Source organism: Serratia sp. HNCC26DJ206, from assembly GCF_057180605.1.
The window spans coordinates 197646-216235 of sequence record NZ_JBXUGP010000002.1 but is presented as its reverse complement, the minus strand read 5'-3'; the positions used below and the strand labels follow the sequence as shown (position 1 = coordinate 216235).

Annotated in this window: 18 protein-coding genes; 3 read left to right on the top strand and 15 right to left on the bottom strand. The window is 55.3% G+C overall.

Annotated elements, in window-relative coordinates; all coding sequences use genetic code 11:
- Nucleotides 1-66 precede the first annotated feature (66 nt).
- The 6 genes from AC2A1E_RS02405 to AC2A1E_RS02380 form a co-directional block, all read right to left on the bottom strand.
- On the bottom strand, nucleotides 67-1029 hold the full coding sequence (locus AC2A1E_RS02405; RefSeq protein WP_484382389.1) for a sugar-binding transcriptional regulator: 963 nt from the start codon (nucleotides 1027-1029) through the stop codon (nucleotides 67-69).
- A gap of 105 nt (nucleotides 1030-1134) precedes the next feature.
- The gene (gene dhaL, locus AC2A1E_RS02400; RefSeq protein ID WP_484382388.1) at nucleotides 1135-1791 is read right to left on the bottom strand and encodes a dihydroxyacetone kinase subunit DhaL; all 657 of its coding nucleotides are present in this window, start codon (nucleotides 1789-1791) and stop codon (nucleotides 1135-1137) included.
- Between the two features lie 3 nt (nucleotides 1792-1794).
- On the bottom strand, nucleotides 1795-2796 hold the full coding sequence (locus tag AC2A1E_RS02395) for a dihydroxyacetone kinase subunit DhaK (protein ID WP_484382387.1): 1002 nt from the start codon (nucleotides 2794-2796) through the stop codon (nucleotides 1795-1797).
- A gap of 18 nt (nucleotides 2797-2814) precedes the next feature.
- Complete coding sequence (locus tag AC2A1E_RS02390; protein WP_484382386.1) at nucleotides 2815-3573, bottom strand: SDR family oxidoreductase; 759 nt, start codon at nucleotides 3571-3573, stop codon at nucleotides 2815-2817.
- 22 nt (nucleotides 3574-3595) lie between these two features.
- Nucleotides 3596-4864, bottom strand: a complete 1269-nt coding sequence (locus AC2A1E_RS02385; protein WP_484382385.1) for an MFS transporter — start codon at nucleotides 4862-4864, stop codon at nucleotides 3596-3598.
- A gap of 58 nt (nucleotides 4865-4922) precedes the next feature.
- A complete protein-coding gene (locus AC2A1E_RS02380) occupies nucleotides 4923-6035 on the bottom strand; it encodes an MDR/zinc-dependent alcohol dehydrogenase-like family protein (protein WP_484382384.1) in 1113 nt (370 codons plus the stop codon).
- A gap of 316 nt (nucleotides 6036-6351) precedes the next feature.
- Here AC2A1E_RS02380 and rpiB point away from each other — a divergent pair, with 316 nt between their 5' ends.
- Together rpiB and tal are read left to right on the top strand one after the other, a co-directional pair.
- On the top strand, nucleotides 6352-6810 hold the full coding sequence (rpiB, locus tag AC2A1E_RS02375) for a ribose 5-phosphate isomerase B (RefSeq protein WP_459401807.1): 459 nt from the start codon (nucleotides 6352-6354) through the stop codon (nucleotides 6808-6810).
- A gap of 245 nt (nucleotides 6811-7055) precedes the next feature.
- Nucleotides 7056-8006 (top strand): transaldolase, encoded by a 951-nt coding sequence (tal, locus tag AC2A1E_RS02370; RefSeq protein ID WP_484382383.1) that lies wholly within the window; start codon nucleotides 7056-7058, stop codon nucleotides 8004-8006.
- Between the two features lie 16 nt (nucleotides 8007-8022).
- On the opposite strand, the gene AC2A1E_RS02365 is transcribed toward tal, so the two are convergent.
- The 9 genes from AC2A1E_RS02365 to napF all read right to left on the bottom strand — a co-directional run bounded on the left by AC2A1E_RS02365 (nucleotide 8023) and on the right by napF (nucleotide 16479).
- On the bottom strand, nucleotides 8023-9723 hold the full coding sequence (locus AC2A1E_RS02365) for an SWIM zinc finger family protein (protein ID WP_484382382.1): 1701 nt from the start codon (nucleotides 9721-9723) through the stop codon (nucleotides 8023-8025).
- A gap of 77 nt (nucleotides 9724-9800) precedes the next feature.
- Nucleotides 9801-10376, bottom strand: a complete 576-nt coding sequence (nudK, locus tag AC2A1E_RS02360) for a GDP-mannose pyrophosphatase NudK (protein WP_484382381.1) — start codon at nucleotides 10374-10376, stop codon at nucleotides 9801-9803.
- A gap of 123 nt (nucleotides 10377-10499) precedes the next feature.
- On the bottom strand, nucleotides 10500-11117 hold the full coding sequence (napC, locus tag AC2A1E_RS02355) for a cytochrome c-type protein NapC (RefSeq protein ID WP_459401803.1): 618 nt from the start codon (nucleotides 11115-11117) through the stop codon (nucleotides 10500-10502).
- An 11-nt stretch (nucleotides 11118-11128) separates the two neighbouring features.
- The gene (napB, locus tag AC2A1E_RS02350; protein WP_484382380.1) at nucleotides 11129-11578 is read right to left on the bottom strand and encodes a nitrate reductase cytochrome c-type subunit; all 450 of its coding nucleotides are present in this window, start codon (nucleotides 11576-11578) and stop codon (nucleotides 11129-11131) included.
- A complete protein-coding gene (gene napH, locus AC2A1E_RS02345) occupies nucleotides 11575-12483 on the bottom strand; it encodes a quinol dehydrogenase ferredoxin subunit NapH (RefSeq protein WP_484382434.1) in 909 nt (302 codons plus the stop codon). Before napH ends, napB begins: the two co-directional genes overlap by 4 nt.
- On the bottom strand, nucleotides 12483-13235 hold the full coding sequence (gene napG / locus AC2A1E_RS02340; RefSeq protein ID WP_484382379.1) for a ferredoxin-type protein NapG: 753 nt from the start codon (nucleotides 13233-13235) through the stop codon (nucleotides 12483-12485). Before napG ends, napH begins: the two co-directional genes overlap by 1 nt.
- 10 nt (nucleotides 13236-13245) lie before the next feature.
- A complete protein-coding gene (gene napA, locus AC2A1E_RS02335) occupies nucleotides 13246-15732 on the bottom strand; it encodes a nitrate reductase catalytic subunit NapA (protein WP_484382378.1) in 2487 nt (828 codons plus the stop codon).
- Nucleotides 15729-15995, bottom strand: a complete 267-nt coding sequence (gene napD, locus AC2A1E_RS02330) for a chaperone NapD (protein ID WP_459402739.1) — start codon at nucleotides 15993-15995, stop codon at nucleotides 15729-15731. Before napD ends, napA begins: the two co-directional genes overlap by 4 nt.
- Nucleotides 15985-16479 carry a ferredoxin-type protein NapF gene (napF, locus tag AC2A1E_RS02325; protein WP_484382377.1) on the bottom strand — a complete coding sequence of 165 codons (495 nt, stop codon included), beginning with the start codon at nucleotides 16477-16479 and terminating at the stop codon, nucleotides 15985-15987. Before napF ends, napD begins: the two co-directional genes overlap by 11 nt.
- Before the next feature lie 365 nt (nucleotides 16480-16844).
- Between napF and narQ the strand changes: the two genes are divergently transcribed.
- Nucleotides 16845-18527: a nitrate/nitrite two-component system sensor histidine kinase NarQ gene (narQ, locus tag AC2A1E_RS02320; protein WP_484382376.1), complete on the top strand. Its 1683-nt coding sequence runs from the start codon at nucleotides 16845-16847 to the stop codon at nucleotides 18525-18527.
- Nucleotides 18528-18590 lie beyond the last annotated feature (63 nt).

Below are 18590 nucleotides of genomic sequence, written 5' to 3'. Positions count from 1 at the left end.
CGCCAGCCATAAAAAAACCCCGCGCTATCAGCAACGGGGCTTAAGATTAACAACCAGACAGTGCAGTTACTGCGACATATTAAGAATGGTGCGGATATTCAAGGCGCTGGTGGCGATAATATCGATCGCCCCGGTACGCAGCGCGCCCAATATCGCCAACGCCTTGGTGTTTTCCGACGCAATGGCAATCACGCAAGGGATACGGCGCAGTTCATCGATACTCAGGCCGATAACGCGATCGTTCATTACCGTATCCACATGCTGCCCCTGCGCATTAAAAAAGTCGTAACCGGCGATATCGCCGATCACTCCTTGATTCAGGCTAGCATCAATAATCTCATGCGGCGTAAACCAACCCAACTTCACCATATAGCTGTTCTCGTTCATATCGCCAATGCCCACCAGCGCCACGTCCGCCTTGCGTGCCCGATCGAGGGTTTCCTTGATGGTGCCGTTCTGCATAAAGGCTTCTTTTAGCGCCCGGTTCTCGACATAGGCCGGGGCGTACAGCGTTTCGCTGCTGCCGCCGAATTTCTTCGCTAAGCGGCGGCTGATATGGTCGGCGTTAATCGCATCACCGGGGCGGTGCGTGCCGCCAATGCCACAGATAAACTTGCAGTTTTTCTGTGCCACGCTGCCGATGTGATCGGCAATCGCCGCCACATTGCGCCCCTGCCCGACCGTCAACACCATATCGTCTTTCAGCGACATCGCCAGATAGCCAGAAACCAAGGCCGCCACCTGACGCCGCTGTTCTTCTTCGTCCTGATGATCGAGTGCAATCAGCGCACGGCTGATGGGGAAACGCTCCAGCATCTGCTGTTCCAGGCGGGTGCTAAAGACGGGATGGTAGCGCACGGTGATCTCAACAATGCCCTCTTCTTTGGCACGCTTGAGCAAACGCCCCACCTTGATGCGTGAGATACCGAATTTTTTTGCAATCTCTTCCTGAGTAATTTCGTCCTGATAATAGGCAACGGCAATTTCAGTCAGCAGTTCGTTATCTTGGGACACAGTGTGTTTTTCCATCCGTTATACATTTCCCCACGGCAAGTGTGAGCGGTTATCCCCTTGGTCGAACTGCAGTATATACCCAATGGATTTCCAGATGCAGCAAGCCAAGGGGACAGCCATTCACGCACTCACGGTATTTAAGCCTTGTGTGACCTGATCGGCCAATTGACACAACAGCAGGCAGCAGGAAACCGCACCGGCATCCAGTGCGCCGCGCGAACGCTCGCCCAACCGGCTGGCGCGGCCAATCTTCGCCACCAGATCGCGCGTGGAATCACGCCCGGCAATCGCCGCCTGCTTCATCTGTGCCAAGGCATCGCTGAAGCTCTCCCCTTGCTGAACCGCCTGCTCGAAACGGGCGATTGCCGGGAGCAAGGTATCCATCAGGCATTTGTCGCCGACGCCTGCGCTGCTGATGTCTTGCAGTTCACTCAGGCCATGTTGCAACATAGCTAAAAATGCCTGCTTATCCAGCACCGGTTGATCACGCACGCTGTCGGCCATGCCCATAAACAGGCTGCCATACAGCGGCCCCATTGAACCGCCAATCCCTTCCATAAGCGCGTCAGAAACCGCATCAAACGCCTGTGCCAAGGTCAGTTGCCGGCCTTTGATAGCCTCACCACACATGGCAAAGCCTTTCGCCATATTAATGCCGTGATCGCCGTCGCCAATCGCGCCATCAATTTCACTGAGATACTCGCGATTGCTGACGATCACCCGCACCAGGGCGGCCACGATGTCATTGCCGTGCTGCGTCGAAATATGTTCTTCCATGGTTTACTCCACCTGAGTTAAGCCTAATGAATGGGCGGGCATGTCGATTAGGGTTTTCAATTCATCGTCGAGCTTCATTAACGTCAGCGTCACCCCCATCATTTCCAGCGAAGTAAAATAGTTGCCCACATAGCAGCGATGCACCTTCACACCTTGCGCGGTCAGGCGCTTTTCGATCTCGGCATAATAGATGTACAGTTCCATCACCGGCGTCGCCCCCAGCCCGGAGACCAACACCACCGCCTCCAGCCCTTTAGCCAGCGGCATATCGTTAAGCACGAAGTCGAGCATCGTGCCGGCCATCGCCGCCGCGGACTGGATCGGCGAAACCTCGATCCCCGGCTCGCCGTGGTGACCAATGCCGATCTCCATCTTGCCGTCTTCGATATGGAAATTCGGTTTACCGACAGCCGGGATGGTGCAGGAACTGAGGCCAACGCCGATCGAGCGGCAATTGCCGATAGCCTTTTGCGCAGCACCGATCACACCGTCCAGATCGTAGCCTTGCGCCGCAGCGGCTGCACCCACCTTCCACATCAGGATCTCACCGGCCACGCCACGGCGCTTTTCAATTTCGCTGGCGGGTGCCGAGGCCACATCGTCGTTCGCTACCACGGTTTTCACCGCCATACCGGCCACTGCTGCCTTTTTCATCGCCATTTTGACGTTCATATTATCGCCAGCGTAGTTGCCATACAGGCAGGCAACGCCCGCACCGCCGTCGGCCGCCTTGAACGCATCCAGAAATGCTCCGGCGGTTGGGGAGGAGAAGATTTCCCCAATCGCTACCGCATCCAGCATGTTTTTGCCGATATAGCCCAGAAACGCCGGTTCATGCCCTGAACCGCCGCCGGTGACGATCCCCACTTTGCCCTTAATCGGAGCCGCCGGGTATTTCAGCACCCGCGCATTGTCAGTGGCGGAAAAATAGTTCGGATGAGCTAGCAAGTAGCCTTGGATGGCGTCTTCCACCACGCGATCGGGATCGTTAATGATTCTGTTCATCGTTGCCTCTCTTGCGGATTATTGAATGGTGTAACCGCCGTCAACCAGCAGGTTGGCACCGGTGATCATGCTAGCCGCATCGCTGGCCAAAAACAGCGCGCTGGCGGCAATGTCCTGCGGTTCGGCAAAGCGCCGCAGCGGGATTTTCTGTTTCATCTGCTCGGCCACATCGCCCGACCAGGCTTTACGCCCCAATTCGGTTAACACCACGGTGGGAGAGATGGCGTTGACCCGCACGTTGTGCGGCCCCCATTCCAGGGCCAATACTTGGGTTAAGCCGATCACTCCGGCCTTGCTGGCGCAGTAAGCCAGGTGATTGGGTAACGCCACCACACCGGCTTGCGAAGCCAGGTTGATAATGCTGCCGCTCCCCTGACGGAGAAAATAGTGGCCCGCCACCTGGCTGGCGAGAAACACGCCTTTTAGGTTGACCGCCATGGTGCGATCCCAGGCTTCTTCCGGCAGTTCTTCTGCCGGGTGCAGCGCGACGATCCCGGCGCTGTTGACCAACACGTCCAAGCGGCCAAAATGGGCCTTCGCCTGGGCAACGGCCTGCGTTAGCGCAGCCTTGTCGGTCACGTCCGTCACTATCCCCAATGCTGATACGGCATCCAACTGTTGGGCGATCGCCACCACCTGCGGCGTGCGATCCAGTAATACCACCCTGGCACCGCTTTGCAGATAACGTTCGGCGATGGCAAAGCCGATGCCTGCCGCGCCCCCGGTGATCAACGCCACTTTTCCTTGCAGGGAAAATTCATTGCTTTCAGTCGACATGATTTGCTCCTTATCCCACGAGTCAGGATATGTTTGCCAAACGGGGGTTACCCTCTTCGGTGGTTGCGGCGCGCTCTTTCGGTAAGGTGACAAACTTCATCAGCGCACCGGCGAACAGATACAAGCCGGTGAAAATCCAGATCACCCCACTGCTGCCCAGGCTACCGATAAACAAACCCACCACCGCCGGGCCAACAAAGGTACTCAGCCCGGCGCCAAGATTGAGGATCGACATGGCAGCGCCTTTATTCTCTGGCGCCAGCGTCGGCATAATCGCCGAAAGTGGCACGAATGCCGCCAAACAGGCACCGAATAGGCCCGCAGCGCAGACGGTCAGCAGATAGCTTGGCCCCAGGAAATAGGGTACGTAGTAGAACAGCAGCGTGGTGATCGCACAGCCAACGCAGCCAAACCACATGACGACGTTGCGCCAGCCCAGGCCGTCGCTGATTACGCCGAAGATCAGGTTGAAGATGATATTGACCGTCCACAGCGCCGCGTACATCTGCAACCAGTCGGTGCGGCTAAAGCCGATATCCATCATGTACATCGGCATAAACACCACAAAGCCATACGCCGCCGAGGTGTTGATGGTACGCACAATGCCGCCCAGGCCGATTTTCGGGTTTTCAAACGCGATGGTGATGCCTTTCAGCACATAGCTGAGGGAGGCTTTTTCTCGGTTGTCCGCTTCGGCATGGCCGGGCGTGCGGTTGAGCATCAGCGCGATCATTGCACCCAGTACCACAAAAATTAACGCGCTCCACAGGGTATGGATCTCGCCCAGATACGGCAGCATGATGCTGGAATAAAGCACGCCCAACACGCTCAGACCGCCGCTGTAGACAAACCAGAAGATCCCCACCGCCGATCCCAACCTTTCCGGCGGTGCCTCATAGGCCACCCACACCAGAAAACCATAGGCAAACAACGGATAACCCAGCCCACGCAGTGCATAGGTCGGCACCATGATCGCCAGGTTATTGCTCGGTAACCCCCACACCAGAAAGCACACCGAACCCAGCAGGAACAGCAGCAGCCCGGCCATCATCACCCGGCGGGCGGTGAAAATCTCTGCCAGCACGCCAGAAAACCAAGCGGCAATCGCCGCAGCAAAACCGTAGACACTGAACACCAGCGCCGATTCCTGAATGGTTAATCCTTTGCCGATCAGATAAGGCGAGAGCCAGCCTTGTTCCAGCCCTTCCCCCATCATAAAGACCAGCACACCGGCATAACCGAGCATTAATTTTGGCGAAAGACCAATGCGATGAATCAGTCCATTCCACATAGCACACCTCAGTTTGATATCAAGGTGCAGGCTCCCCCGCACCGGAACGATGCAGGCATTACAGGTTCGGGTTAAGCACCACTTTGATCGAGCCGACGCCGCGTTTCATCATTGCGAAGCCTTCGGCAAACTGCTCGAGCGGCAGCGTTTGCGTGACTACGCCTTCGGTGGGCAGATCGCCATTGCGGATACCTTCGATCACCAGCGGGTAACAATAGGGCCCCAGGTGTGAACCCAGCACGTCCAGCTCTTTGCGATCGCTGATAATGCTCCAGTCGACGGTCACCGGATCTTTAAATACCGAGAACTCAACAAAGGTGCCCAGTTTGCGGATCAGCATCAGCCCTTGTTCAACGGACTTCTGCGCGCCGGTGGCTTCAATGTAGATATCGCAGCCGTAGCCTTCGGTTATGCCTTTGACGATGGCCATCACGTCGTCACGCAGCGGGTTCAGCACCACGTCGGCACCAAATTTTTTCGCCAATGCTAAGCGCTCGTCAGACAGATCGAGCACCACCAGCTTGGCCGGGCCGGATTTTTTGATCGCCCCGATCATGCCCAGGCCGAGCGTCCCAGCACCGGCCAGCACCACCACGTCGCCCAGTTTGATATTGGCGCGCTGCACCGCGTGGAACGAGCAGGCATAAGGTTCGATCAGGATGGCATCTTCGATCGGCATATCCGCAGGCACGTGATAGTTGATGGCTTCTTTGGTGAACTTCATGTATTCCGCCATGCCGCCGTTGACGTTTTTCTGGAAGCCATACAGATCGTGTTTTTCACACATCCAATACTGACCTCGGTTACAGAAACGGCATTCCCAGCACGGGACAATCTGTTCAGAGATCACCCGATCGCCCAGGTTAAATCCTTCAACCCCTTCGCCATAGCCCACCACATGGCCGATAAATTCATGACCGGGGATCATCGGCGCTTTGATATAAGCCGGTTGCTTGTCATCGCCCCAGAAACTGGCGGCCCCTTCAAACGCTTTAACGTCACCGGCACAGATCCCACAGGCTTCGACCTTGATCAGGATCTCTTTCGGGCCAATTTTCGGTACTGCCACTTCCTCCAGGCGGTAATCATGCGGGGCATAAGCCACTACCGCTTTCATGGTTTCAGGAATTCCTTCGGCCATTTTTGCCGGTGTTACGCAGTTCTGACACATAGTTCTCTCCTCTGGTAGGGTTCGCCATTATGATCATTAATACATTTAAAGAACATATGAACACTACTCACTATGCACCAAATTGCCCACCACCAACTTTTCAAACTGTGATACCGCTCAAAAAGACCTCAATAAATGACTAAAAGTCCATTTAATACCTATTTTTTGGTATTTAAGTCACTTTTCATGCCTGTAAACCCTGAACACCATAAAAACAAAAGAACATTAGTTGAACATTTGATGATCTATAGTTATGGTAACCCCATGACGCGCTATCGAGATCGTCAACCCTATTGCTATCAACCTGGAGATCTTTATGTTGCCTATCGCTATCGGCGCCGATGATGCCGCCATTGAACTGAAGAATGTGATCGTTGCCTGCCTGCAACAGCGCAATATCCCCGTTACCGACTACGCGCCAGAAAACAATGGGCGATCAACCAGCTACCCGGATATTGCCTTTGAAGTAGCGCAGGCGATCAAGGATGGAAAGCACCAACGTGGGATCCTGCTGTGTGGCACCGGCATTGGTATGAGCATCGTGGCTAACAAAGTGCCAGGGATCCGTGCCGCGCAGTGTCATGACACCTATTCCGCCCAGCGGGCACGCAAGAGTAACGATGCGCAGATCATCACTCTGGGCGCACGCGTGATCGGGCCGGAATTGGCGAAATCGATCGTCGAAGCCTGGCTGGCCTCGGAGTTTGAAGGGGGAGGATCGGCACCCAAAGTGGCAAAAATCGGCTATTACGAACAGGTTATCGGCCAGCGCTGATTGTTATTGTCCATCATAGCAATCAGTAAAAGCGCATGTGAATCATCGGCTTTATGAGGCACTGTATTAGCCTATATGAAAAATATTCTCATTTATACTCGTCATACTTCAAGTTGCATGTGCGTTGGCTACGTTTGCTCACCCCAGTCACATAGTGGTCTATGCTCCTGGGGATTCGCTCACTTGCCGCCTTCCTGCAACTCGAATTATTTAGAGTATACTCACATTGAGCAAGGAGCTTATAGATGAACCAGTTAGACGCACTCAAGCAGTTGACCGTTGTGGTTGCCGACAGCGGCGATATCGAGTCGATCCGCCAGTTCGAACCGCAGGATGCCACCACGAACCCTTCGCTGATCCTCAAAGCCGCTGCGCTGCCGCAATACAGGCCGCTGATCGTCGAGGCGCTCAACTACGCCCGTCAGCAAGGTGGCAGCAAGGAAACCCAGTTGATTAATGCCAGCGATAAGCTGGCGGTCAATATTGGCGTAGAGATCCTGAAAAGCGTACCGGGCCGGATTTCTACCGAGGTGGATGCCCGCCTGTCGTTCGATCGCGGCATGTGCGTGGCCAAGGCGCGCAAGCTGATTGGGCTGTATCAGGCGCAAGGGATCGCGAAATCGCGCATTCTGATCAAGCTGGCCGCCACCTGGGAAGGGATCAAAGCGGCTGAAGAGCTGGAAAGAGAGGGGATCAACACCAACCTGACGCTGCTGTTCTCCTTTGCTCAGGCACGTGCCTGTGCCGAAGCAGGCGTATTCCTGATCTCCCCGTTCGTTGGCCGTATCTATGACTGGTATCAGGCCAAACAGCCAACGGCGGACTACGATGCCAAGCAGGATCCCGGTGTGAAATCGGTCCGCGCGATTTATGAATACTACAAACAGCATCGCTACCAAACGGTGATCATGGGGGCCAGCTTCCGTAAGGTTGAACAGGTTCTGGCGCTGGCGGGCTGTGATCGTTTAACCATTGCGCCCAATCTGCTGGAGCAGTTGAAACAGAGCGAGCAACCAATTGAACGCCAACTGACGCCATCGATCGAAGCCTTCCACCCACCCGCTCCGCTAGCCGAAGCCGAGTTCCGCTGGCTGCATAATCAAGATGCGATGGCGGTAGAGAAACTGGCCGAAGGCATCCGACTGTTCGCCGTTGACCAGCAGAATCTGGAAGATAGGCTGGCCGCTGAACTGTAATTCCGGCCCGGCGGAGCTACAGGCAATCGGCAAAATGCGTATTCAACAAGGCCAGCATATTGCGCTTACGCCGAAACTCCGTGGCCAATTGCGCCACGGAGTGGTTGAAATCGTTTAAAGGATGCTGGCTTGCCTTGAGCTGAGCCTGTAGTTGCAATAATACCTGTGCTGCCTGTTCATACGACGGTGCATTGCCCTGTTCGATAAGCTTTTTTACTACCCGCAGATAGAGTGCCAGCGCCTCTGCCGGTTGCTTGGCAACGGATAAATCGGCCAGTTGCAGTACTTGTTCTCGCGAGCCGCCCCCGCTCCTGATACTAACTTTCGCTTTTTCAAGCTCATGGTTTGCCAGATAAAAATCGACCAGATCCCTCTGCTGGCTTGGAGCGTTGAGCAGCACCTGTTCCACTTTGGTTAACAGTTCGGGTTCTGGCCCCCCGAGTTCCTCATGAACAGTGAGCAGATATTGATATTCATGATAACTAGGGTGTTGTTCAAAACCGCACCAGGCAACCCGCCATGCTTGCTGATGTTCCCCAAGGGCCATTTTTACTCGCACCTCTTGGTGGGTACAGGCGGTTTGCTCATAGGGTGTCGCCACTTTTTTCGCTTTCAGCAACCAATCTTCCGCATCCAGTTCTTCCTGATGCCCTAGGCAAAGCTTGCTGAGATCCAGGTAGTCATGGCAACGGTGAGCCAGCATCGACAGCAAACGCACCTCTTCACGCCAGTTACCGTTTTGTTGGGCGGCCTCTAATAAGGGGTTGGCATAGCTTCTCATTTGCCATGCCAGCTCAAACGGCCGATCGTCGCCCTTGAGCTCGGTTGCCATCGTTTCGATAGCATCATTACATAATTTCAGCAGGCAATTTTTCACCTCACCGATGCAAGGGAAATGCTGAAGCACCTCTGGGAATACGTCATATTCCGTCTGATTTAGGTGTTCAAACAGCCATTGCGCCTTCTTTGCAGCAGACCAGTCGAGTTTTTCAAAAATTGCAGGCATTTTTTTAAAAAGTTGGCTTTCAATGGCAAAGCGATAACCGCCAGAATCGTCAATGCGCCCTAACACGTTATTCAGGCGTTTCAACACATGCTCTGTCAGTAACCACTGTTCTGCGACGGGTAACTTCTCCATCGCCGTCCAGATACTCCCCAACTGCGTTTCTGCGGCGGAGAAATAGCCAGACACCTCATGCCAGTTCCAAAGCGCACGTGCGGGCATGGCCTTGGTCACCATTTTTTTCAGCTGTGCCAGTGAGGGCGGTTCAAATGTCAGCGTGGCCTCAAATAACCACGCCTTGGCCAAGCTTTCATTGCCCCTCAGCGATTGCAGCAACAGCGAAATGAGTTCATCGGGCTGTTTTTGCTTAAAGTAACGGCGCAGCAGCTGTTCATCCTGATCTTCTTCTGACACCTTATCGGGCTGATTCAGTTGTAATGCGACGGCGACGGCATGTTTGCAAATATCCATATAATCAGCCGCGGGGCAAGTGCAGTCGCATCGTAATTCAGGTTGAAAGGAGAGCTGAACCTGATAAATGTAACTACCTCTAACATCAGCGGTGATCTTATTTGGCCGAATCAGCAGGTTACTGACGCATTTTTTCTCCATCAGTTGCGTACCTTTCTTCAAGGTCTCTTGGCTAACGGATGCCAGCAGTTCAGCCACATCATTCAAAGGTAAACCAGCGGTATTATGATCATTTGATTTCATCAGGTGTTCCTGCGCCCGTATTTATGTGGTTACATCCCGTCCCACTTTAAGAATATTTGCCCAACCTGGATGAGAAATTATTCCATCAGCCGATGGATTTGCAGATACTGCAGCAGCATGATGGTTTTGCCATCCTTGATGCGGCCATCGGCGATCATCGCCACCGCTTCGCTGAACGGCAGTTCCACCACTTCAATATCTTCATCTTCAATGCCGCCACCAACGGTTTGGCGCTCGTTATCCTGATATTCGGCAATAAAGAAATGGACGATCTCCGTCACGCCCCCTGGCGACATATAGGCTTCGAAGATTTTCTGTACTTTATCCACCTGAAAACCGGTTTCTTCGATCGCTTCGCGGCGGGCGCACTGCTCGGGGGAATCCGCATCCAGCAGCCCGGCGCAGGCTTCCAGCAGCATACCGCTGGCATTACCGTTGACGTAGGTCGGCATACGGAATTGATTGGTCAGCACCACGCTGCCTTTGGCGCGGTTATACAGCAAAATGGTGGCGCCGTTACCACGATCGTACACTTCACGCACCTGCTCAATGGAGCCGCCATTTTTATTTTTTAAATCAAAGGTATATTTATTCAACACATACCAGTTATTCGACAACAGCTCTTTCCTGATATTTTCAATCTTCGATGACATAAACCTGGTTTCCGTTAGCTGAGCAACCCAATCCTGTGCCAATAGCAAAACGCAGCTAGGGTGGATTTGCAACAAAAAACCCCGCAGGCTTTGCAGCACTGCGGGGTTTTTAACACTCATGGTTTAGAAACCGCTCGGCACTTCGCGCATATCCGGCAACTTATGCGCGATCCCTTTATGGCAATCAATACAGGTTTTGCCTTCGACGATCGCTTTGTCATGCATCTTCGCCGCCACGGTTTTCTGTGCGCTGAAGTCCATATACTCAAAGTTATGACAGTTACGGCACTCTTGTGAGTTATTGGCCTTCATTCGCGCCCATTCGTTCGTGGCCATCGCCAACCGGTGTGTTTCAAATTTCTGCGGCGTGTCGATCACGCCAAACACCTTGCCATACAGCTCTTTGCTGGCCTTCAGCTTGCGCAGCATTTTCGGTGCCCACTCGTGCGGCACGTGGCAATCCGGACAGGTGGCGCGAACGCCGCTGCGATTGTTGTAATGCACGCTATCCATATATTCTTCGTAGACGTTTTCGCGCATTTCATGGCAACCGATGCAGAACTGCTCGGTGTTAGCCGCTTCCATACCCGTGTTGAAACCGCCCCAGAAAATAATCCCAGACACAAATCCCAGCAACAGCAGCGTGCCCAACGCCAAGCGGCTCGGCCTGCGCCACCAGCGCCATAAACGGCGAATCAGCCCGGCCTTTTTCTCAGATGTTTCATTATTACGTTCGGCCATAACTCCCCCGCTTATTGCCCAAAGCCCGGCATGGGCTTGAAATCGTTACCGATGATCGGTGCAGCATCGGTTTGTGGTACGTGACATTGCAGACAGAAATAGCGGCGCGGTGCCACTTCACCCAGCACTTTGCCGTCACTGTCCATAAAGTGCGTTGGGCTGACACGCGGTGCGCCGGTCGTGCGATAAGTATCCACACCGTGACACTGCAAGCAGCGGTTGGTGTTCTTGGTTACCTGATAACCATCAATGCTGTGCGGGATCATCGGCGGCTGGTTAACATAGTTCAGCGCCATTCTTTCCTGCTGTTTCGGCATTTTGATCTGCCCTTCGACAGTGGCGGAAACCTCTGGCGATTGCTGAAGGTCCACATCGCTGGCGGCAAACGCGAAGCTGGCAACCACCAGCGACAGCAGCGCACCACACAGGGAAAGCGGCTTGTTCAGGACATTGCTTTTCATTTTTTGGCTCCCGAATAATGAAATTTGGTCTTAATTTCGAATACATTTTCTGCACAGACGTCGATACAACGTCCGCAGGCAATACAGGCATCACTGGCCACCTGTGGCGCGCCTTTTTGCAGCAATAACGGCTCACGTAAAATTTGCGGTTCCGGGCAAACATGGAAGCAATCCATACAGCGGGTGCAGTTTTCGCGCTTCTCAGCGCTGATCTGCACCACGCCCTGGCTACCAATAACGCCGTATAAGGCGCCCACCGGGCAAAGATGACCACACCAACCGTGCTCAACGACCAGCAGGTCGAACAGGAACAGCGCCACAATCAGCCAGATCCCGGCACCAAAAGCGGCAACCAAGCCTTTCAGCCAGCTCAGCGCCCCCTCTCCGATGCCATGAATCAAACCACGGCCCATCAGGGCAACCGGGTTGAACCATTCCCACAGCAGCGTGCCGCTAACGGCGCTGCCTACCAGCACGGCGATCAAAATGCCGTAGCGCAGACTGCGCGGTAGGCTGGCCGACTGCCGCAGACCCAACTTGCGCCGCAGCCAGGCAGCCAGATCGGTGACCGGATTCAACGGACAAACCCAGCCACAGAACACCCGATTGCCGATCAGGCCGTAGATCAACACCACTGCGGTGCCCACCCACATCAGCCAGGCTGGCCAGTGCCCAGCCAGCAGGCTTTCCAGCATCATCAACGGATCGGTGAGCGGGATCGTCTCCAGCAGCAGGCTGGCACTGTAGTTACCGCGCAGGATCCAGACGCCCCACAACGGTCCAGACAAAAACATCAGCAAGATCAGCAACTGGCTGCTGCGCCGCAGGATCAGAAAGCGGTTGCTACGCCACCAGCCGTGACGCAGGCGCGCATCACGCCCGGCTTGTGCGACAGGATTAGCCATCATTCACCTCCCTTTGCACCGCGTACCGGTAACGTCAGCCCTTCCGGCACCAGCGAATGCCCTGCACGCTGTTTTTCCTGCCAGCCCCAGCGGTAATGCTCACCCAACTGGCCGCGTGCCAGTTCCATTGGCAATACCTTGATGGCGGCCTGTTCCAGCACGCAGGCCTGTTCGCACTTGCCGCAGCCGGTGCAAGCATCGCTGTGTACCCTAGGCAGGAACATCGCGTGCTTGCCGGTACGTGGGTTGTGCTGTAGATCCAGCGTAATCGCCTTGTCGATCTGCGGGCAGACGCGGTAACAGACGTCACAGCGCAATCCCTGCCAGTTCAGGCAATTTTCATGATCCAGCAGCACCGCCAACCCCATCCGCGCCTGATCGATATCGGTCAGCAAAGGATCCAGCGCACCGCTTGGGCAGGCCACCACGCACGGAATGTCTTCACACATCTCGCAAGGGATATCCCGCGCCACAAAGTACGGTGTCCCCGCCGCCAGCGGCGAAAGCAGCGTAGCCAATTTCAGCGTCTGATACGGGCACGCCTGCACGCACTGACCACAGCGGATGCAGGCGCTGTCAAACGCCCCATTCGCCAGCGCGCCCGGTGGCCGCAAGGCCAAGCCGTCACGCGCTTGCGATTGCTTCTGCTGTAACCCGAGCAGTACAGCGATCCCTGCCAACCCGGCGGCGCTGCGGGCGGCATCACGCAGGAAGCGCCGCCGCGCAGGGGTTTTATCTCGTTGCTGGCTCATGGCGTTAGCCTTATACCTTCTCCAGTTTTACCGCACACTTCTTGTAATCGGTCTCTTTTGACAGCGGATCGGTAGCATCCAGCGTCAGGTTATTGACCAACTGCGCCGCATCAAAGAACGGCATATACACCAGCCCCTTCGGCGGGCGGTTACGGCCACGGGTTTCCACGGTGCTCACCACTTCACCACGGCGTGACAGCACTTTCACTCTGTCACCCCGGCGCAGGTTGCGCTCTTTGGCGTCCAGCGGATGGATAAACAACACCGCTTCCGGGAAGGCACGGTGCAACTCTGGCACGCGGCGCGTCATGGAACCGGTATGCCAGTGCTCCAGCACGCGGCCGGTAGACAGCCACAGGTCATATTCCTGATCCGGGCTTTCGGCCGCCGGTTCGAACGGCAGCGCGAAGATCACCGCTTTGCCGTCTGGCTTGCCGTAGAAACGCACGCTCTCACCTGCTTTCACATAAGGATCGGTGCCTTCGCGGTAACGCCACAGGGTTTCTTTGCCATCGACCACCGGCCAACGCAGGCCGCGCGCCTGGTGGTACATGTCGAACGCCGCCAAGTCGTGACCATGGCCGCGCCCAAAACCGGCATACTCTTCAAACAGCCCTTTCTGGAGGTAATAGCCGAAGTCACGCGCTTCGTCGTTCAGCTGAGCCGCCGGGATCTCTTCCAGCTTGTATTTGTTGACTTCGCCGTTGGCAAACAGCACGTCATACAGGGTTTTGCCACGGTATTCCGGCTTCTGATTCAGCAGTTCCGCTGGCCACACTTCTTCCACCTTGAAACGCTTGGCGAATTCCACCAGTTGCCACAGGTCAGATTTGGCCTCGCCCGGCGCTTTCACCTGCTGACGCCAGAACTGGGTGCGGCGCTCGGCGTTACCGTAAGCCCCTTCTTTCTCGACCCACATGGCGGTTGGCAGGATCAGATCCGCCGCCAGCGCACTCACCGTCGGGTAGGGATCGGAGACCACGATAAAGTTGCGCGGATCGCGCCATCCCGGCATACGTTCTTCGTTGATATTCGGCCCGGCCTGCATGTTGTTGTTACACATCACCCAGTAGGCATTCAGCTTGCCGTCTTTCAGCGCGCGGTCTTGAGCGACCGCATGCAGTCCGACTTTTTCTGGAATGGTGCCAGCCGGTAGCTGCCAGATTTTTTCGGCGATCTGGCGGTGTTTTTCGTTGGTGACCACCATGTCTGCCGGCAGGCGGTGGGAGAAGGTCCCCACTTCGCGCGCAGTGCCGCAGGCAGAAGGCTGGCCGGTAAGCGAGAACGGCCCGCAGCCCGGTTTGGAGATCTTGCCGGTCAGCAGGTGCAGGTTGTAACACAGGTTATTGGCCCACACGCCGCGCGTATGCTGATTAAAGCCCATGGTCCAGTAAGACACCACTTTCACCTTCGGGTCGGCATACAGCTTCGCCAGCGTTTCCAGTTGATCTTTCGGCACGCCGCTCATTTCGGCGGCTTTTTCCAGCGTATATTCCGCAACGAAGGCTTTGTAATCGTCGAAGCTCATTGGCTCCGAGGCGTCGCTACCCGGATTCTTGGCGGCTTTTTCCAGCGGATGCGTCGGACGCAGGCCGTAACCGATATCGGTCGCGCCCTTGCGAATATTGACGTGCTGCTTGAGGAACTCCTGATCGACCGCGTTGTTCTGAATAATGTAGTTGGCGATGTAATTCATGATCGCCAGATCGGTCTGCGGGGTGAACACCATGGCGTTATCCGCCAGCTCAAAGCTACGGTGTTCAAAGGTCGAAAGCACAGAGACGTTGACCTTGTCGTTGCCCAAGCGGCGGTTGGTGATGCGCGACCAGAGGATCGGGTGCATTTCCGCCATGTTGGAACCCCACAGCACGAACGCGTCGGCCTGCTCGATATCGTCGTAGCAGCCCATCGGCTCGTCCATGCCGAAGGTGCGCATAAAACCCACCACTGCTGAAGCCATGCAGTGGCGCGCGTTCGGATCGAGGTTATTGGAGCGCAAACCGGCCTTGAACAGCTTGGCAGCGGCGTAACCTTCCCAGATCGTCCACTGGCCGGAACCGAACATGCCCACCGCATCAGGGCCCTTCTCTTTCAGCGCCCCTTTGAACTTCTCGGCCATGATATCGAAAGCCTGTTCCCAACCGATTGGCGTGAACTCGCCTTCTTTATCATACTGGCCGTTTTTCATTCGCAGCAGCGGCTGCGTCAGGCGGTCTTTGCCGTACATGATTTTCGGCAGGAAATAGCCTTTGATACAGTTCAGGCCACGGTTGACTGGCGCATCCGGATCGCCCTGCGAGGCGACAATGCGGCCATTCTGTGTACCCACCAGCACGCCGCAGCCGGTGCCGCAGAAACGGCAAGGCGCTTTGTCCCATTTGATTTCATCGGCACCACCGACCACGGCCTGAGCGACCGTTGGGATCGTCAGCCCGGCAGCCGCAGCGGCGGCCGCTGCGGCGTTAGCTTTCATGAAGTCTCGACGACTGAGTTTCATGGCGTTACCTCATCTTGCTCATCCTGCTGGTGATAAACCAGCGACACCGCCAGTACGCCATCCAAATCACGCACCGACTCAATTTTTTCCAGCAACGCCTGTGAGCGTGCTGCCTGCATCACTACCACCAACTTGCCCTGCTGTTGATCTTGTACCGGAATTTCCGTCTCTGGGATGGCCAGCAGCGCTGGGATCAACCCTGGAAACTTTTCCGGCCGGGCCTGAACCATCAACCCGCTCACATGCCATTCGTTATTCATTATTTTCACTCCGGGTTATCGCAATCGCCGCCGCCGGGCAACCGGCGACACAAGCACCACAACCGCTACAGGCCGCCGCATCAAGCTCCGGTTTAGCTATCCCGCCCAACTGTGGTCGGAAACGGATTGCCTGAGTTTCACAGTTATCCTGGCAACTGCGGCACTCAATGCCCTGCAACGCCAGACAGCGAGCGGTAAAGGTGGCCACCTGCTGCCAAGGCGGGTATTGCGGCGGATAAAACAGCGGTGCTTCACACGCTTTTGCACACTGGCGGCAAAAGGTGCACTCCGCACGTTGGAAATCAACTTCAGGAAAACCACCGCTGCCGACGATCAACACGCCGGTTTCACAGGCGTTGATACACGCCTGGCATCGGGTGCAACCAGCAAGAAAGAGAGGAGCTTCGCGCGACCATGGGGGACGGATCGCATCAGAATGATGACGCCATTGTCCGCTGAGCAGTTTGCGTCGCGACAATTCGGCCATGCGGTTTATCCTTAGTGTTAGAAATACGCACTGCGTATAAAAATGACTCGGTAATTTTGTTATTTTTGTCTCAAAACCCCTGTAGGGGCAGGGACAAAATAGGCTGAACACCAGGGGGAAATAATCACTCTTTATGGGTAAATCACTAGGTTGATTGCGCCAGATCAATCTCTGGCAATGCTTAGAGGGGTTTCTTGCAAGGATTTTTACGCGACCGTTATTTATTTAGTTATATAGCGCTCCCCTATCGATCCGCACCGACAGTTTGACGAAAATCGCGGTGATTTGGTGCCGTAAAGGTTATCATTCTGCTTACGAATGAAATTCGATGGCTTGGCCCGCTCATAGAAGATAAGGACGCTTAATTGCTCGTAAAACGCTCAGTGATAGGAAGCATGGCCAAGGCGCTGATCGGTATCGTGATACTATCGGTGCTGTCTACCGGGCTGGCGCTGACCACCGTGGCCGATAGCCTGCGCGATGCGGAGGCCGTAAATATTGCCGGTTCCCTGCGCATGCAAAGCTATCGCTTAGCATATGAACTGACCAACGGTTCCGCTGAGGTGAACGAGCACCTGTTGCAATATCAGCAATCGCTGCTGGCACCTGCCCTGCTCAAGCTCGATCGTTTTTACGTGCCAAGAGACGTGCGGGAAAAATACCTGACGCTGCGTCAATCCTGGCTGACGCTGGAAAAGCAGATCCAGGCCGGACATGCAGAAAACTATCAGGCCAACGTGGCCAGCTACGTCAATCAGATCGACCATTTTGTGCTGGCACTACAGCGCTATTCCGAAACCAAACTGAGCATTGTGGCGACGATCAGCGTCATGGGGTATATCGCTATCGTGGCCCTGGTGCTGTTCTGCATCCGTTTTATGCGCCGCCAGGTGGTGACGCCGCTGAAACGTCTGGTGGATGCCAGCCAGCATATGCAGCAGCGCGATTTTAACCATCCGCCGCTCGACATATCGTTACCGAATGAACTGGGGGTATTATCGCAGGCGTTCACCGCTATGTCCGGCGAACTGGCCAAGCTGTATAAGTCGCTGGAATATAAGGTGCAGGAAAAAACCGAGCGCCTACAGCAGGCCAACCGCACGCTGGAAGTACTTTACAGCTGTTCACAAGCGCTGAGCGCCGGGCAACTTGACCAGCGGGCGTTCGAGAAGGTGTTGCGTATTGTGCGCCTGAGTGAACAACTGCAATGCATTCGGCTGAATGTGGAAGACAACCTCAGCCAATGGCAGATCGGCAGCGGTGAACCGCTGGCGGAGCAGGAATGGCAGGCGATCGCCATTATGCAGGACAACAAACCGCTGGGTAGCCTCAGTTGGCAACAACAACAGCAACCGCCCCACCCGCACCTGATGCAGAGCGTGGCGAATATGCTCAGCCGCAGCGTCTACTTCAATCGCGCGCAGAAGCAGCATATGCAATTTCTGCTGATGGAAGAACGCGCCACCATTGCCCGCGAACTGCATGATTCACTGGCCCAGGCCCTGACGTTTCTGCGTATCCAGCTCACCTTGCTGAAACGTACGCTGGTGGATAGCCCGCCTGCCGCTCACGAGATTATTGATGACTTTGACCGGGCACTGGCCGATGCTTACCGCCAGTTGCGTGAATTGCTGACTACCTTCCGCCTGAGCATTCAGGACGCCGATCTCAATGCGGCGCTGAAGCAGGTGCTGGAGCCATTAAAGCTTCTGACCAGCACAAGGATTCAGTTACACTGCCGACTAGCCTCGCAGGCGCTGAATGCGCAGCAACAGGTTCACGCACTACAGATCGTGCGTGAAGCGGTACTGAATGCCATCAAGCACGCCGATGCGCAGGAAATTGTGATTCGCTGCGAACTCTCGCCAGAGGGCGATAATCAGATCACTATCTGCGATGATGGTTCCGGCATCGACAGCCTGGACGAACCGGAAGGCCATTACGGCTTGACCATTATGAGCGAACGGGCGACGCGCCTGGGGGGGAAGTTACACATCCGGCGCGGTAAAGAAAAAGGCACAGAGATCTGCCTGATTTTTCCGCCTTAAGGGATGGTTTATCCGTTGCTGCTGAGCAGTAGTAACCCTTTAAAAATATCTGCGGCACCCAAC